Consider the following 15990-nt stretch of genomic DNA (forward strand, 5'->3'; position numbering starts at 1 on the left):
GACCGACCGGACCGACCGGACCCACGCCAGACCGAACCGAGCCGGGCCAGAGCGACCAGCCCCAACCCCAACCCGAACCCGGAGGCCGACCGCTCAGACGAAGGGCGGCAGGCCGACCGTTCAGGCGGAGACCGGCAGGCGGATCTCGAAGCGGCAGCCGGGGCCGGAGTTGACGACGCCGATCGCCCCCTCGTGGGCCTCGACGATGCCCCGCGCGATCGCCAGGCCCAGGCCCGCACCGGCCCCGTAGGCGCTGGGGGTACGGGCCGTCTCGCCGCGGAAGGCGACGTCGAAGACGCGGGGCAGGTCGTCGGCCGGGATGCCGCCGCAGCCGTCGGCGACGGACAGGCAGGCGGTGCCGTCCTCGACCGAGGCGCGGACCACGACCACGCCGTCGCCCGGGGTGTGCCTGATCGCGTTGACGACCAGGTTGCGCAGCGCCCGGGAGAGGTGGGCCGCGTCGGCCTGGACGGGGACCACCGGATCGACCTCCCCGGCCAGCCGCACCCCCTTGCCCCTGGCCAGCTCCTCCGCCCCGGCCAGCGCGTCGGCGACCAGGTCGCCGAGGCCGATCGGGCCGCGCGACAGGCGCAGCGTCCCCGCGTGGATCCTGGACAGCTCGAACAGGTCGTCGACCATGCCCGACAGCCGGTCCACCTCCAGGCGGATCTGCCGGTGGTAGCGGCCGACGGTCTCCGGATCGGCGACCACCCCGTCCTCCAGCGCCTCGGCCATGGCCCGCATGCCCGCGAGCGGGGTGCGCAGGTCGTGGCTGACCCAGGCGACGAGCTCGCGGCGGGCGCTCTCCAGGGCCCGCTCGCGCTCGTGGCCGAGGCGCAGCCGCCGGTAGGCCTGGTCCAGGCTCCCTGCGATCGTGCCGAGCTCCGCGGGCAGCCCCCCGGGGGGCGTGAACTCCCCCGAGGCCGGTACGGCGTGCACGGCGTCGACGAGCCTGCGGCTGGCCGCCACGACCCGGCGCGAGAGCACCGTCGCGACGCCCAGCCCGACCAGGCCGCCCACGGCGACCACGCTGAGCACGATGTCCCTCGACGTCCCCTCGATGATCATTTTCAGGGTGAGGGCCACCATGCCGCCGACCGTCGCCGTGACGGTCACCACGACGACCACCGCGAGCATCACGCCGATCGACCGCTCGCGCAGCAGCCGCATCGCGCCCAGCCCGGCCAGCGCGACCGGCAGGCCGAGCCCGGCGGTGACCGCGACGATCACCAGGATCTCGGGGATCACGGTTCCGCCAGCGGCTCGTACCGATAGCCGACGCCCCAGACGGTGACGATGCGCCGGGGGTCGGTCGGGTCGGGCTCGATCTTCTCGCGGAGGCGGCGGACGTGGACGGTGACCGTGGACGAGTCGCCGAAGGACCAGCCCCACACCTGGTCCAGCAGGGCCGAACGGCTGAAGGCCTGGCGGGGGTTGCGCATCAGGTGGGCGAGGAGGTCGAACTCGCGGGCGGTCAGCATGATCTCGTCCCCGCGGAGCCGTACCTCGTGGGCGCCGACGTCGACCGCGAGCTCGCCGTCCCTGAGCACACCCGTACCGGCCGGAAGGGAGGCCCCGCGCGCCCGCCGCAGGACGGACTGCACGCGCAGCGCCAGCTCCCGGGGGCTGAAGGGCTTCGTGACGTAGTCGTCGGCACCGGTCTCCAGGCCGACGACCCTGTCCATCTCGTCGCCGAGCGCGGTCAGCATGATCACCGGGACCGGCCAGCGCTCCCTGAGCTTCCTGCAGACCTGGAGCCCGTCCATCTTGGGGAGCATCAGGTCGAGCACCATCAGGTCGGGCGGGTTGGCCAGCGCGCGCCTGAGCGCCTCGGCGCCGTCCCCGACGCACTCGACCACGTGACCGTCACGTTCCAAATAGCGGGCCACGACCTCGGCCACCATCGAATCGTCGTCGACCACCAGAATGCGCGCGCTCATGGCCCCCACGGTAGGCCCGCGAAGGGACGATCCCTAAGTCGTGTCACCGGTCCGTAAGCACTCGATCGTTATGACCATCGTGACGATCGGGGCGCCCGACCTCGTCCCGCCCGGCGTACGGTGGATCACATGAGTCGTGTCGTGCTGGGGGTTCTGGGCGTCCTGCTCGCCCTCTACGTGGTGTTCGGGTTCGTGCTGCCCGCGCTCTTCGGGCTGCTGAAGTTCGCGCTCGTCCTGGCCGTGGTGGCCTTCGTGGTCGTCGCGCTGGTCACCGCGGTGGCCAAGTTCAAGAAGTGAATCTGCTGCTCACCGTCCAGACCCTGGCGGTCTGGATGTTCGACGGCGGCGGTGTCCTGACGGCCGCCGCCGTGGTCGGGCTGGGCGTGCTCCTGCTCGCCTGGGCGCTGCGCCCGGCGCCCGTCACCTCTGGTACGGAGTCACGGTCGCCGATGTCCCGGCGCGACCGGGCCAGGCGGACGATGTTCGTCCGGCAGCGCGACCCCGACGCGGCCGGGAGGTCCCGGCCCAGAGCACCCTCCGCGGGCCCGGCGCCCGCGTAACCCTGACGTCCCCGCGACGTTCCCTCGACGTCCTCGCGACGTTCTCGGGACCTCTCGCGATCCCCTCGTACACCCGCGCACGTGACCGGCCGGTGCGCGCCCACCCTCTGGGCGTGTACGCCGTCGCGTGCCCCGCTCGCACATGACCGGCCTTGCCCCCTGTCCCGGAGGCATCCGGCCGCCGTGCGCCGCGCGTGCGCGTCCGGGAAAGACCCCGCGGTTCGCGGGCGCCTTCTGCGCCGTTTCCACTCCGCTCAGAAGGGCCCCTCCATGTTCGACCCCGTCATCGCGTTCGTCGCCGGTCTCATCGACGCGCTCGCCGGACCACTGGGCTCCACCGCTCCGGCGATCGTCATGTTCACCGTCCTCGTCCGGCTGCTGCTGCTCCCGCTCAGCGTCATGCAGGCCAGGGGCGAGCGGGCCAGGCTCCGCCTCGCGCCGGAGCTCCAGAGACTGAAGAAGCGTCACGGCCGCAACCCCGAACGGCTCCAGCGGGAGATGGCCGCCCTCTACGCCAAGGAGGGGACCTCACCGCTGGCCGGGTGCCTGCCGTCCGTGGCGCAGATGCCGTTCCTCATGGTGACGTACCAGGTGTTCATCTCCTCGACGATCGCCGGGCAGGCCAACGCGCTGCTGACCCACGGGCTCCTCGGGGTGCCGCTCGGCCAGCAGTTCGCGGGCACGGTGGCCGGGTTCGGGCTGCTCAGCGGCCCGACCCTGGTCTTCGCCGGGCTCTTCCTGCTGCTCGTCGCCGTGGCGTGGATCACCTCCCGCCGGACGCGGCGCACGATGAGCGACGACCTCCAGCCCGCGGTGCTGCGCCGGGTGCTGCCCCTGCTGCCGTACGGGACCGTCCTGGTCGCCGCGGTGCTGCCGCTCGCGGCGGGGATCTATCTCCTCGTCTCAACGGCCTGGACGGCGGCGGAGAAGGCGGTGCTGCACCGCCCGGCGCTCGCCGGGGCGTGAGGGCGGGCCGCCCGGTGGCTTGTACCGCGTGACCGCTCGCGGCCGGCGCCGGCGGGCGGTCACCCGGGGTGCCCGGACCCCGGACCCGGACCTCGGACCCGGACCCGAGACCCCGGACCCGAGACCCCGGATCCCGGGAAAGATCGCGTCCCGCTTCATGACATATGAAGCGGGACGAAACCCCTGAAGAGGACTATCCGCATTCCCTGAGAGCGGGTTCGGGGGTGGAAACGTGGCCGTTACCTACCGTGTCGGCCGCCGTGACCACCGCCCACACCGTGGTGATGTCCCCTTCGTGCCTGACACCCCATGTGGACGCCAGATACTCGACGATTCCTAGGCCTCGCCCTCCCAGGGAGGAGAGCGTCGGGCGTCCCGCCCGCGGTTCGGTGGCGGCGCCACCGTCACTCACAGCGACTTCGACATGCTCATCGGTCCAGCGCCACGACACTCTGATCTGCCCCGACGGCAACGGGTGGGCGTGACGCAGCGCGTTGCTCAGCAGCTCGCTGACCACGAGCACCGCGTCCTCGATGGCGGTCTCGTACACACCCCGTTCCTGCAGGTCAGAGCAGAGGCGCTGGCGTGCGACAGCGACGCTGGACGGTGCATACGGCAACAGAACGACGCTCGACGCACTCACCTCCCCGTATGCCTGTTCCCCCCTGAGGAACTCACCCCAGTACGACCGAAATGCCCCGTTAGATAGTCTTGGAAACCGCGCGCCAATTACAGCTTGTGCACATTCGACAATAGATCAGCACATCCGTTACCGACTCGTTACCGGTTCGGCGTGTCGATCAGGTAAGGGCGCCCGGCGTGTCGGCGATACGGAGAGCCAGCCTCATCCGGGTGCCGCCCGAGGGGCGCGGATGCGCCGAGACCTCCCCTCCCTGGGCCCGCGCGAGGCTCCGCACGATGTAGAGGCCGAGGCCGACCCCGCCGAACCTGCGGCGGTCACCGCTCTCGGCCTGGACGAAGCGCTCGAAGACCCGCTCCCTGCTGGCGTGGGCGATACCGACGCCCTCGTCGTCCACCACCAGCACCACCCGGTCGCCGTCCACCCAGGCCTCGACCCTGATCAGGCCACCGTCGGGTGAGTACTTGAAGGCGTTCTCCAGCAGCTGGGCCAGCAGGATGTCGGTGGCGAGCGCGTCGCCGGAGACCCGGGGCAGGTCGTCGGGGACGTCGACCTCGACCCGGTGCAGGTCCGACAGGATCGGCAGGCCCAGCGTGGCGCCCCGGACCAGCTCGGCCAGGTCGAAGCTCTCGATCCTGAGCGTGAGCTCGCCGGCCCCCGCGCGCGAGCCCAGCAGCAGGTGGTCCATGAGCTGGCCCAGGGAGCGGGCCCGCTCGGCGATGGTGTGCACGGCGGCCCGGCGCTCGGCGTCGGTCATGCTGTCCCAGCGGCTGTCGAGCGTGCTGGCGAAGCCCCGGACCACGGTGATCGGCGTGCGGAGCTCGTGGCTGGTGGTGGCGAGGAAGAGGTCCTTCGCCTCCTCCAGCTCCTTCGCGCGGGTGACGTCGCGGAAGTCGACCACGGTCTCGCCCGTCTCCTCGATCTCCGCGCAGAGCACGTCCAGCCAGGTGCCCGAGGGCAGCTGGATGCCGCCCTTGTCCCCCGGCCCCGGCAGCTGGAACGGCGGCGGCCCGCCGATCACCTCGGCCGCGTGGAAGCCGGTCAGCTCGCTGGCGGCCGGGTTCCACTGGACGACCCGGCCCGCGCCGTCGAGGACCGCGATGCCGTCGGCGCTGGCGTCGAACACCGCCCGCTCGTGGGCGCGCTGGCGTACGGCCTCCTGGTAGGCCATCGCGTTGCCCACGGCGATGCCCGCGTGACCGGCGAGGAGCTCCAGCAGCTCCAGCTCCAGGTGGCCCGCCTTGCGCTTGGCGAACAGCGCGTACAGCGCGCCGTACGACCGCCCGCCCATCGCCGCGAGGCCGAGCGCGATGGTGTGCAGGCCGGGCAGCCGCGACCAGATCAGCCGGTCGAGCCGGTCCTGGTCACCGGTCTCCAGCAGGACGGTCCTGCCCTCGCGCAACAGTTTGCCGACCAGGCTGGTACGCAGGTCGGCGGTCGAGTCGCGCACCGAGTCGGGAAGGTTGTGGCAGGCCACGAGGCGGAGCCGGTCACCCTCGATCATCACGAATCCGCCCGCGTCGGCCCCGGTCAGGTCGGCGAGGCTCGCCGCGATCCGGTCGAGCACGGCGGGCAGCTCCAGCTCGGCGTTGATGTCGGCGACCACGTCGGTGAGCCTGCGGACGAGCTGCGCCCGGCGGGCGTTGCGGTCGTTGGCGGTCTCGTCGTCCTGGGCCAGGTGGTAGACGCTGACGTAGCCGAGGAGGGCGCCGTCCGGCGCGGGCAGCGCGGCGGTGTCGACGCGCACGTCGAGCAGGCTGCCGTCGCGGCGGAACCGCTTGGTCCTCAGCGAGACCTGGCCGCCGGTGCGGACCTTCTCCAGGACCGCGTTGTGCTCGGCCGTCAGCTCCTCGGGGACCACCGGCACCCGGCGTCCGACCATCTCGTCGGCCGACCAGCCGAAAAGACGCTCGGCCGCGGGATTCCAGGCCAGAACCGTCTGCTCGCGATCGATGGCGACGATCGCGTTGGGCGCCGCGGCGACGACCTCGCGGCCGATGCCCCCGTCACTGTCGGCCGTGTAGTCCACCACACACCCATAGTGCCGTCTCGACCGGTCTGATCTTGGCACTTTCGTCCCGCACGTGTTGCCACTGGCCGGGCGATCCGTCCGATACTCTGCGGTCACCACACACCTGGATACGAAAGGGTGGGGCCATGTCATCCGGCGACATCGATGCATTGCTACGGGTGACCTCGCCCGACTACGTCGGCACGAGCCATCCCGACATCGCGTTCGGCACGCTCGACGGCCCGCTGGGGCGACTCACCCTCGCCGTGACGGGCAGGGGTGTGGTGGCCTGCAGCTACGAGGACGAGAACGTCGTCTTCGAGCGGATCAGCAGGGAGGTCGGCACGTTCATCGGGCCGGACGCCCGGCGCCTCGACCCGGTCCGCCGGGAGCTGGACGCCTACTTCTCCGCCAGGCTCCGCGCCTTCACGATCGCCGTCGACCTGCGCCTGGCCACCCAGTTCTCCCGGACCGTGCTGCAGATGATGCTCGCGGTGCCGTACGGGACGGTGACGACCTACCTGGAGATCGCCCAGCGGATCGGCAGGCCGCGCGCGCTGCGCGCGGTCGGCAACGCGCTGGGCAGCAACCCGGTGTGCGTCATCGTGCCCTGCCACCGGGTGGTCGAGAGCGAGGCCGTCCTCGGCGGGTACGCCGGAGGCTCGGCCGCCAAGGAACGCCTGCTGCGCATCGAGTCCACCGCCGTGCTCCGCGGCCCCGGCGGCGCGTAGTCCCTTCCACCGCTGTGCTCCGCGGCCCCGGCGGCGCGTAGCCCCCACGCGGTCGTCAGGAGCGGCGCCGGAGCGCGCCGAGGCCCAGGGTGACCAGCCCCGCGACGAGGAAGGCGCCGACGGACGCGCTCATCCACGGCTGCGGGACGAAGCCGAGCGCGTCGCGGGCCCCCTCCCAGAACGAGCTCCACCACCTGAGCTCCGGGGCTCCAGGCAGCGCGGCGAGCATCCACCAGGTCACGAAGCCCAGCACCCACGGGAGCACCATGAGCGGGCGCGAGGGCGCGGTCTCCGAGGTGTCCCAGTGCCTGGCGCCGCCGAGCAGGAAGTAGTCGACGGCGAGCACCGCGAACATCGGCACGAAGACCGCCCCGATGAGGCCGAGGAAACCGGTGTAGGTCCCGGCGTCGACGAAGATCGCGAGCAGGGTGACCAGCACGCCGATGCCCGCGGAGATGACCCGGCGGTCCAGCCTGGGCAGCAGGTTCTGCAGCGACATCGCGGTGGAGTAGACGTTCACGAACGACTGGTCGGTCTCACGCAGCACCAGGATGCCGAAGAACAGCGGGCCGAGAGCCGCGGCCACGAAGGGGTCCCAGACCTGGCCGGGGTCGTTGCCGACCAGCGCGAGCGCCGCGATGCCGAGGACGAGGCAGGCCACCTGGGCGATCGTGTAGCCGCCGACGACCCCGGTGAACGCGGCCCTGCCCGAACGGGAGAAGCGGGCGAAGTCCGCCGCGACCGGCACCCACGAGACCGAGAGCGCGATCACGTAGTCGACCGAGGGGGCGAACGCCTCCCATGACCCGCCGCCGATCGCCGGTCCCCGCTGGAACAGGGCGACCATGAACCAGATCATCGAGATCACCACACCGGCGGTGACGTACCTGCGGAGCAGGCGGACCGCTCCCAGCGGCCGGATGGTCAGCGCGGTGGTGATCACCCCCGCGACGACGACCCAGACCGCGTAGGGCACCTCGACCCCGAAGGATCCCGCGATGGCCTGGGCGCCCTGGGCGATGACCCACAGCTCGAAGGCCCCCCAGCCCAGCATCTGGACGATGTTCAGCACGGTCGGCAGGTAGGAGAGCCTGGCCCCGAACAGCCCGCGCAGCAGGACCATCGCCGGAGCGCCGGTCCGCTGCCCGGGAATCGCGGCCAGGCCGACCATCGCGGTGCCGATGACGCTGCCCACGACGGCGGCCAGGATCGCGGCCACGAAGCTCAGCGGCCGGTCGCCGAGCGGGTTGATCAGCGTGATCGCGCCGGAGAAGCCGAGCAGGCTGACACCCAGGTTCGCCCAGAGCGCGCCCTGGTCGAGCGCGCCGAGCGCCTTGGGAGGAGCCTCGCCGAGTGTGAGGGGTGCCTCGGCCGCCCCGGGGTCCCCGGAGCCTTTGGAATCAACGGCGGCAGACGTCATCGCGCACACTCCCTACGCCGGCATTACCCGGACAGGTTCATGCGGTCGGCGGCGCGTCGGAGGGTCCAAGACCCTCTGCGTGGTTCCGCCCTCTCAGCCCGGTTACGCCCGAGCTCCCGCGGTAGACATTCGCCCTGATTATGCCATTCATTCCTTTCTTGGCAAGAGCCTCGGCGAGGGCTCCCCCTCGCGGCCCGGACGGTTCGTACGCTCAGGCGGCTCGGGCGACCCGGTTCGTACGCTCAAGCGGCTCGGACGGCTTGGGTACGGCTCGGACGGCTCGCGGGGCCGTTCAGGCGACGAAGGGGTCCTGGCCGCCCTCGGCGATCATCGGGCGCCCCGCGCCGTCCCAGGACTGCATGCCGCCGCCGACGTTGATCGCGTCCCAGCCGACGTGGTTGAGCCAGGCGGCGGCGTTCGCGGAACGGCCGCCGACCCGGCAGATCACGTAGACGGGCGCGCCCTTGGGCACCTCGTCGACCCGGGACTGCAGCTCACCCAGGGGGATGTGGACGGCACCGGGCGCGTGCCCGGCACGCCACTCGTCGTTCTCGCGCACGTCGAGCAGGAACGCGTCGTCCGGCACGGCCTGCGCCTCGACCTCAGGAACACTCATACGCCCATTGTCCCAACTCCTCCACCGGGATGGGACGCAAAGCCACGTGGATGCCCTCATCCGGACCTTCGGTTTCCCCTGATAGCAGGCTAATTCGGGACGTCCGGCCCGCCGGATCGCCCGGACCGCGACGGCGGCCGGGCGTCGGGACGAGCGAGGGTCAGGGCACGTCCCAGAAGGCGAGTTCGTGGGCCATCCCCTCGGCGAACAGCTTCCCGGCCCTGCCCGGGTCGGGGACCGCCTCGTCGATCATCACCGCGACGCGCCCCGTCAGCTCGGCGAAGGCCGGGTGGGCGTAGGTGTCGACCCAGGCGCGGTAGCGGGGCTCGGCGGGCGGGTTCTCCGCCAGGGCGCGGCCGAGCGTGGAGTAGCCCCACATGCAGGGGTAGAGCGCGGCCAGGCCGTCGGCGTAGACGGCCGCGGAGCCGAGCAGGAAGGAGGTGTACGCCGCGCAGGCCGGACCCTTCCGCGCCCCGGCGAGGTCGGCGCCGAACTCGGCCGACAGCGACCGGTGCAGGCTCAGCTCCTCGTGGAAGGTGGCGTACGCCAGGTCCACCAGGTCGCCCAGATGCCCGTCGGGGGCCTGCCAGGCGAGTCGCGAGAAGACACGGACGTAGTCGAGCAGGAACAGGTAGTCCTGCTCCAGCCACGACCGGAACACCGGCTCGGGCAGGTCCCCCCGCGCGATGCCCGCCACCGTCGGGTGGGCGAGCTGCGCCTCGACGAGCGGGCGGCCGATGACGTGGAGTTCCTCAGAAACGCTCATGGGTCGGAGATTGTGTCAGGTGAGGGCGGCGGCCCCGAAGGAGACGCCGAAGCGCTTGCACCAGATGGTGACGGACCTCAGGCTGCCGAGGTCGGCCCCGGCGGGGACGGCGTAGTTGGCGTTGCCCTTGTTGCCCTTCAGCTCGCCGAGTTCGAGGTGCTCGCCGTCGTCCAGGTTGAACCACCCGGCGTTGCCCTTCTTGACGGGCTGGTCGCTGAGCCAGACCCGCAGGTCCGGGCCGTCGGAGGTGTCCAGGTCCTCGATGCGCAGGACCCGGCTCCCGTCGGGCAGCTCCAGCACCCTCGCCCTGCCCTCGGTCTGGTGCTCGTGGGAGACGAACGTGCCCGTGGCCAGGACCTTCGGCTCCCGAGCGGGCCGGGCGGACTTAGTGGGCTCGGTGGGCTCGGCGGACCCGCCCGGCTCGCTCGGCTCGCCCTGCCGGGTGGCCTCGGGCCCGGGGGACGCGGCCACGGCGGGCAGGGCCTCGTTCACCTCGACGGTGGTGAACAGGCGCCACGGCTGGAACAGGTACAGCGCGACACCGAGCGCGACGGCGCCGAACGCCAGGACGCCCCACGTGACGGGGTGTCGGAGCACCCTCTTGACCCTCATCGGACACCTCCGGCGCGGAGACCCTCGGCCTCCGGTGACGAGCGGGAACGCGGAGACCGTCGGCCTCCGGTGACGACGAACGCGGAGACCACCGGCCTCCGGTGACCGCGGGAGCGTGGAGACCTCCCGGCCTCCGTTGACAGGAGGGAAACCAAGACGTCCCTCCGGCCTCGGTGCCGACGCTATCCGCGGCACCGCCCTCGATCGCTTACGGAGTGCTTACGATCGCCCCCTCCCGGAGGATTCACGACCGCGCGGCGCCCACGACGTAGGGTCGAACGATGACGACGATCGCTGAGGAAGTGCTCCTGCTCGCGTACGACGAGGAGCAGGGCAGACAACTCATCGGCTCCTCGGAGCTGGACGCCGCGCTCGGCGGCGCGTTGCTGGCGGAGCTCGCCGTCGGCGGCCGGATCGACCTCGCGGACAAGAGGGTCGCCGTTCTCGACGCGTCCCCGGTCGGGGACGAGGAGCTCGACGCGGCGCTGGCCAGGATCGCGGCGGAGTCCAGGCCGCGCAAGCCCGAGTGGTGGGTACAGCGGCTCCACTCCGGCAAGCTCCGCGTGCGCCTGCTGTCGCGCCTGGCGGAGCGGGGGGTGCTGGACGAGGAGCGGCGCAAGATCCTGGGGATCTTCCCGAGCACCCGCTACCCCGAGCGCGACCCGGGCGTCGAGCTCGCGATCCGCGAGCGGGTCCAGGGCGTGCTGTCCGGCGCCACCCCGGACGAGCGGGACGCGGTGCTGATCGCGATCCTGCACGCGGCCAAGATCGACCGTAAGGCGTTCCCCGGCGCGAGCAAGGAGCGGATCAAGGAGATCACCGAGGGCGAGTGGGCCGGCAGGGCGGTCTCCCAGACCATCGCCGCCGTCAACGCCGCCGTCATGGCGGCCGTGATAGCGGGGGTCGTCGTCAGCACCGGCAGCTGAGACCCGCGCGCCCTCGCCGGGCGGTCACCGTCACGAGGATGCTCCGCCCGGCGAGGAGGTCCGGATCCCGCGCCCGCCCCGGCTCCACGTCACTCCGGCGCCGCCTCACTCCGGCTCCGCGTCACTCCAGGCCGGAAAACCGGGCGGTGAAGCCGGGCCGGAAAACCGGGGGAACCGGGCCGGGAAACCGGGCGAAAGGGCCGTCGGCGGGGACCGGCGGCCGGTGCCCCGGCCCGAGGGCCGGGGTGGGACGGGACGAGGGCGAGACGAGGGCGGGGACAGGGGCGAGGACGAGGGACGTCACTTGCCGAGGGCGTCCCTGGGGACGGGCTTGTCCTGGGCCAGGGCCTCGAACATGCGCAGGGCCTTCTCCCGGTCCCACTTGACGACGGACTGGCCGTCGATGGTGGGCAGGGAGCCGATGGGCACGACCGTGGTGACCGGGTTGCCGCCCATGGCGAGGCCGAGGGAGAGCAGGTCGAAGGCGCCGGTCTCCTGGCCGACGGACACCGAGTCGGCCGCGCTCAGCGCGAGCGGGACGGACGTGAAGGGGTTGATCAGGACGCCGGGGCTGGCCGCCTTCTTCACCACCGCGGAGAAGAACTGGCGCTGGCGCTGGGTCCTGTCGAGGTCGGGGATCGCGCCGGTGGCGCGGGTGCGGACGTAGCCGAGGGCCGTCCCCCCGTCCATGGTCTGCGGGCCCTTCTTCAGGTTGATCCCGGCCTTGGGGTCCTTGATCGCCTGCTTGACGTCGATCTCGACCCCGCCGATGGCGTCCACGATCCCTACGAAGCCGCCGAACCCGATCTCCATGTAGTGGTCGAGACGCAGCCCGGTGACCTGCTCCACGGTCTTGGGAAGCAGCTGCTGGCCGCCCTCGAAGGCGTAGGCGGCGTTGAGCTTGTTGCTGCCGTGGCCGTCGATCGGCACGTACGAGTCGCGCGGGAGGCTGACCAGGGTCGGCCGGTCGTCGCCCTCGGGGATGTGCAGCAGCATCATCGTGTCGGTCCTGCGGCCCACGGCCTTGCCCGTGGCGAGCTTCTTGCGCTGGGCCGCGGTCAGGCCCGCGCGGCTGTCGGAGCCGACCAGCAGCCAGTTGGTGCCGGGGGTGTCGGCGGGACGGCCCTCGTAGTCGGTGAGCGCCTCGATCTTGGTCAGCCGCGAGTTGATCACGAAGTATCCGCCGACGGCCAGGACGAGCAGCACGACGACCAGCCCGGCGAGGATCCGCACGACGAGCCTGCCGGGACGCTTCGGCCGCCAGCCGGGCATGCGCGACGAGCTCCCGCCGCCCCGGCCGCCGGAGTCCCCGGGCGGGGCCGGGGGCGCGTTCAGCGGCTTGACCGGGCTGGAACCCGACCTGGCCTTGCCGTACACCCGCCCGCCCCGGGGCGGCGGCACCTCGTGCGCCGTCTCCTCGCGGACGGGTGCCTGCCGTGAGGACGCCGACCGCCGTACGGGCGTCCCGGGACCGCCAGGCGAGGGGTAGGCGGGCTGCCCGGCCGCTCTCGGCGGCACGGGCCCCGGCGTGGGCGACCGCAGCGCGCGAGTGCGGTCGTCGTCTTCGGGCCTGTGAGCCACGTCTTGTCCCGCCACTTCTCGATCTCATGGTGAAAACGTCATTATCGACGCTACGTCGTGGCTCGGGCACCTGCCGCCGGGTGCCCAAGGTTTCCCTATGTAAAAGTACTCAGACAGGTTGTTCGCGACCAACAATGCGATCGTCGGCCGATCCGGAAACATCGACCCCCATCCGGATCGTTACGGTAGAGGACTACCTCTGCTCGAAAGGATGATCGTGTCCACTCCGGACCCGTGGAATACCAGCCCGTGCGAACGCACGGGCACCACTGAGAAACCCGGGAGAGCCGCCCGGTGAACACGGCTCTGGGCCTGCTGGCCATCCTCCTCCTCACCCTCGCCACCGGTTACTTCGTCGCCCAGGAGTTCGCCTTCGTCGCGGCGGACCGCGGCGTGCTGCGCGAGCAGGCCGACTCCGGCGACGCGGCCGCGGCACGGGCGCTGGAGGTGACGGGACGCCTGTCGTTCATGCTGTCGGGCGCGCAACTCGGCATCACCGTGACCGCCCTGCTCGTCGGCTTCATCTCGGAACCCGCCATCGCCACGGTCATCCGCCCCTGGCTGGAGGCCGCGGGAGTGCCGCGCGGCGCCGTGCCCGGCATCGCCGTGGCGCTGGCCGTCGCGGTGGCCACCGTCATCCAGATGGTCTTCGGTGAGCTGGCCCCCAAGAACCTGGGCATCGCCCGTCCCGAGCCGGTGGCGAAGTTCCTCGCCCGCTCGACGATGATCTACCTGCGGATCGCCGGGCCGGTCATCCGCCTGTTCGACTCCGCCGCCACCGGCCTGCTGCGCCGGGTCGGCGTGGAGCCGGTGGAGGAGATCGAGCACGGTGCCAGCCCCGAGGAGCTGTCCCGGATCATCTCCGAGTCCGCCACCGCGGGTGACCTGCCGCCGAGGCTGTCGGAGCTGCTGGGCCGCGCCCTGGAGTTCGGCGACCGCACCGCGGAGGACGTCATGGTGCCGCGCCCCCGCGTGGTGCTGCTGAGGGACGACCGGCCGATCTCCGACCTGGTCGACGCCGTCCGCAGGCACGGCCACTCCCGCTACCCGGTGCTCTGCAACCAGAACGGCGACGACGTCGTCGGCGTCACCGGCGTACGCGAGCTGCTGAGGTCGGGGCTGACCGACGGCACGCTGGAGAAGATCACCCGTTCCGCGCTCCTGGTGCCCACCTCCTCGCCGCTGCCTCTCGTGCTGGAGCGCATGCGCACCGCCCACGACGACCTGGCGTGCGTCATCGACGAGTACGGCGGCCTGGCCGGCGTGGTCACCATCGAGGACCTCGCGGAGGAGCTCGTCGGCGAGCTCGTCGACGAGAACGACCCGGAGCCCGCCGGGGTCGTCGTGGGCGACGAGGGCACCTGGGACCTGCCGGGCACGCTCCGGCTGGACGAGATCGAGCGGGCCATCGGGCTGCAGCTCCCCGAGAGCGACGACTACGACACCGTCGCGGGCCTCGTGCTCGCCACCCTCGGCCGGATGGCCGAGCCCGGCGACCAGGTGACCGTCACGATCACGTCGCGGAACGACCCCCTGGAGAACGACAACGCCGACGAGAGGGAGACGGTGCTCTCCGTGCTCTCGGTGCACCGCAGGGTCCCCGAGTGGGTGCGGCTGTCGCTCGCCACCCCGCAGGACTCCGGCTCCGGGGACGCCCCGGAGGCGCGAACCGAGGCGACCGAGGCACCCCAGGCGACCGATGCGAACGAGGAAGAGGACGAACCGGCGATGACCGCGCCGCTGATGATCGAGCGTGGCCCCGAGACGCCCATGATCGAGCGGAGTGAGGCGAGGCGGCGATGAGCACGACCTCCGCCCTGCTGCTCGGCGTGGCCCTGCTGATCGGCAACGCCTTCTTCGTCGCCGCCGAGTTCGCGGTGATCTCGGCCCGCAGGCACCGCCTGGAGGAGCTCGCGGGCCGGGGAGGCCGGCTGACCCGGCTCGCCGCCCGCGCCGCCGTACGCGGCGGCAGGGAGCTCTCCCTGATGCTGGCCGGGGCCCAGCTGGGCATCACGCTGTGCTCGCTCGGCCTGGGCATGGTGACCGAACCGGCCATCGAGCACCTGCTGGAGCCGGTCTTCGGCGCGGTCGGCCTGCCCGAGTCGCTGCGGGTCCCCATCTCGCTCGTGATCGCGCTGGCGTTCGTCACCTTCCTGCACATGGTGATCGGCGAGATGGCCCCCAAGTCGTGGGCGCTCACCCATCCGGAGGTCGCGGCGATGGGCCTGGCCCTGCCGTTCCGCGGCTTCACCTGGGTCGTCCGGCCGGTGCTCGCCGCGCTCAACGGGCTGACGAACGGGATCCTGAGGCTGTTCGGGGTGCACCCCAAGGACGAGCTGGCCACCACCAGGACCCCGGTCCAGCTGGCGATGCTGGTCGGCGAGTCCGGCCGGATGGGCCTGCTCGACCGCGACGAGCACGACCTGCTCACCCGGGCCCTGCGGGTCCACCAGCAGCCGGTGGAGCGGCTGATGCTGCCGCTGGAGAAGACCACCTCGGTGCCCGCCGACGCGACGGGCGAGCAGATGCGCCGGGTCGCCGCGCGCGACGGGCACCTGCGCATGCTGGTCACCGGCGGCAGGCCGGGCGACGTCCTGGGCGTGGTGCACGTCAGAGACATCCTCGTCCGGCCGGAGGCGAGCCCCGGCGAGCTCGCCCGCCCGGTGCCGCGCCTGGCCAAGGCCACCACGATCCCCGACGCGGTCTCCATGCTCCAGGACGCCCACGCGCACCTGGGCCTGGTCACGGACGGCGGCGGCGAGGTGGTCGGCATGGTGAGCCTCACGGACCTGCTCGGCGAGATCCTGGACGTACGGATCCCCGCGACCCGCTAGCGGTTCCCACGGCCCTCGGCGTCCACGAGAGCGGTGAGAGGTCCGGCCAACCGGCAAGAGGCCGCCAGGGCGGTGAGAGGTCCGGCCGGACCGGTCGCGGGACCGGCCGTGCAGCGATCACCGCGTCGACGGCGTCCGGTTCACCGGGCGTGGGTGCGGGGGCGGGTGCGGAGCGATCACCGCATCGGCCGGCCACCGGTCGCGGGACCGTTCGCGGGACCGGCCGTGGGATCGGCCGTGGGACCGGCCGCGGATCCGTTCCAAGACGGTTCGGGGACCGGCCGGACCGGTCATCGGACCGGCCGGGGCCCGGCGGGCCGATCAAGAATCGCCGGGAGGACGGCACGGGCCGGGGAAAGATTATTTCCCCGGCTCGTGTTCTCTGTC

16 protein-coding genes and 1 riboswitch are annotated in these 15990 nt (G+C 72.2%); of the genes, 7 read left to right on the forward strand and 9 right to left on the reverse strand.

Annotated elements, in window-relative coordinates:
- Positions 1-120 precede the first annotated feature (120 nt).
- Together ABT053_RS09855 and ABT053_RS09860 are read right to left on the reverse strand one after the other, a co-directional pair.
- A complete protein-coding gene (locus tag ABT053_RS09855) occupies positions 121-1248 on the reverse strand; it encodes a sensor histidine kinase (protein WP_350968526.1) in 1128 nt (375 codons plus the stop codon).
- Complete coding sequence (locus ABT053_RS09860) at positions 1245-1940, reverse strand: response regulator transcription factor (RefSeq protein ID WP_350968527.1); 696 nt, start codon at positions 1938-1940, stop codon at positions 1245-1247. Before ABT053_RS09860 ends, ABT053_RS09855 begins: the two co-directional genes overlap by 4 nt.
- Before the next feature lie 129 nt (positions 1941-2069).
- On the opposite strand from ABT053_RS09860, the gene ABT053_RS09865 reads away from it, so the two are divergent.
- The 3 genes from ABT053_RS09865 to ABT053_RS09875 all read left to right on the forward strand — a co-directional run bounded on the left by ABT053_RS09865 (position 2070) and on the right by ABT053_RS09875 (position 3466).
- Positions 2070-2237: a hypothetical protein gene (locus ABT053_RS09865; protein ID WP_350968528.1), complete on the forward strand. Its 168-nt coding sequence runs from the start codon at positions 2070-2072 to the stop codon at positions 2235-2237.
- Positions 2234-2500, forward strand: coding sequence for a DUF6412 domain-containing protein (locus tag ABT053_RS09870; protein WP_344748552.1), 267 nt, complete (start codon positions 2234-2236; stop codon positions 2498-2500). The genes ABT053_RS09865 and ABT053_RS09870 overlap by 4 nt, the downstream gene beginning before the upstream one ends.
- 270 nt (positions 2501-2770) lie before the next feature.
- Positions 2771-3466, forward strand: a complete 696-nt coding sequence (locus tag ABT053_RS09875) for a YidC/Oxa1 family membrane protein insertase (RefSeq protein ID WP_350968529.1) — start codon at positions 2771-2773, stop codon at positions 3464-3466.
- A gap of 193 nt (positions 3467-3659) precedes the next feature.
- Here ABT053_RS09875 and ABT053_RS09880 read toward each other — a convergent pair whose 3' ends face one another.
- The gene (locus ABT053_RS09880) at positions 3660-4109 is read right to left on the reverse strand and encodes an ATP-binding protein (RefSeq protein WP_350968530.1); all 450 of its coding nucleotides are present in this window, start codon (positions 4107-4109) and stop codon (positions 3660-3662) included.
- Between the two features lie 157 nt (positions 4110-4266).
- Positions 4267-6138: a sensor histidine kinase gene (locus tag ABT053_RS09885; RefSeq protein ID WP_350968531.1), complete on the reverse strand. Its 1872-nt coding sequence runs from the start codon at positions 6136-6138 to the stop codon at positions 4267-4269.
- 125 nt (positions 6139-6263) lie between these two features.
- On the opposite strand from ABT053_RS09885, the gene ABT053_RS09890 reads away from it, so the two are divergent.
- Positions 6264-6848, forward strand: a complete 585-nt coding sequence (locus tag ABT053_RS09890) for a methylated-DNA--[protein]-cysteine S-methyltransferase (protein ID WP_350968532.1) — start codon at positions 6264-6266, stop codon at positions 6846-6848.
- 55 nt (positions 6849-6903) lie between these two features.
- Here ABT053_RS09890 and ABT053_RS09895 read toward each other — a convergent pair whose 3' ends face one another.
- The 4 genes from ABT053_RS09895 to ABT053_RS09910 all read right to left on the reverse strand — a co-directional run bounded on the left by ABT053_RS09895 (position 6904) and on the right by ABT053_RS09910 (position 10262).
- Positions 6904-8268 carry a purine-cytosine permease family protein gene (locus ABT053_RS09895; RefSeq protein ID WP_350968533.1) on the reverse strand — a complete coding sequence of 455 codons (1365 nt, stop codon included), beginning with the start codon at positions 8266-8268 and terminating at the stop codon, positions 6904-6906.
- A riboswitch (TPP riboswitch) is annotated at positions 8260-8398 on the reverse strand. (Overlaps the previous gene by 9 nt.)
- 162 nt (positions 8399-8560) lie before the next feature.
- The gene (locus tag ABT053_RS09900) at positions 8561-8884 is read right to left on the reverse strand and encodes a rhodanese-like domain-containing protein (protein ID WP_350968535.1); all 324 of its coding nucleotides are present in this window, start codon (positions 8882-8884) and stop codon (positions 8561-8563) included.
- A 160-nt stretch (positions 8885-9044) separates the two neighbouring features.
- A complete protein-coding gene (locus tag ABT053_RS09905; protein ID WP_350968536.1) occupies positions 9045-9650 on the reverse strand; it encodes a TenA family protein in 606 nt (201 codons plus the stop codon).
- Positions 9651-9665: 15 nt separating this feature from the next.
- Complete coding sequence (locus tag ABT053_RS09910) at positions 9666-10262, reverse strand: DM13 domain-containing protein (RefSeq protein ID WP_350968537.1); 597 nt, start codon at positions 10260-10262, stop codon at positions 9666-9668.
- Between the two features lie 281 nt (positions 10263-10543).
- Here ABT053_RS09910 and ABT053_RS09915 point away from each other — a divergent pair, with 281 nt between their 5' ends.
- Positions 10544-11188: a GOLPH3/VPS74 family protein gene (locus ABT053_RS09915; RefSeq protein ID WP_350968538.1), complete on the forward strand. Its 645-nt coding sequence runs from the start codon at positions 10544-10546 to the stop codon at positions 11186-11188.
- Positions 11189-11488: 300 nt separating this feature from the next.
- Here ABT053_RS09915 and ABT053_RS09920 read toward each other — a convergent pair whose 3' ends face one another.
- Complete coding sequence (locus ABT053_RS09920; protein WP_350968539.1) at positions 11489-12706, reverse strand: LCP family protein; 1218 nt, start codon at positions 12704-12706, stop codon at positions 11489-11491.
- A 357-nt stretch (positions 12707-13063) separates the two neighbouring features.
- Here ABT053_RS09920 and ABT053_RS09925 point away from each other — a divergent pair, with 357 nt between their 5' ends.
- Entirely contained in the window at positions 13064-14572 is a 1509-nt protein-coding gene (locus tag ABT053_RS09925) for a hemolysin family protein (RefSeq protein WP_350968540.1), read from the forward strand.
- On the forward strand, positions 14569-15603 hold the full coding sequence (locus ABT053_RS09930) for a hemolysin family protein (protein WP_350968541.1): 1035 nt from the start codon (positions 14569-14571) through the stop codon (positions 15601-15603). The genes ABT053_RS09925 and ABT053_RS09930 overlap by 4 nt, the downstream gene beginning before the upstream one ends.
- The last annotated feature ends 387 nt before the right edge of the window (positions 15604-15990 follow it).

Origin of the sequence: Streptosporangium sp. NPDC002524, assembly GCF_040295985.1 — a bacterium.
GTDB lineage: Bacteria > Actinomycetota > Actinomycetes > Streptosporangiales > Streptosporangiaceae > Streptosporangium.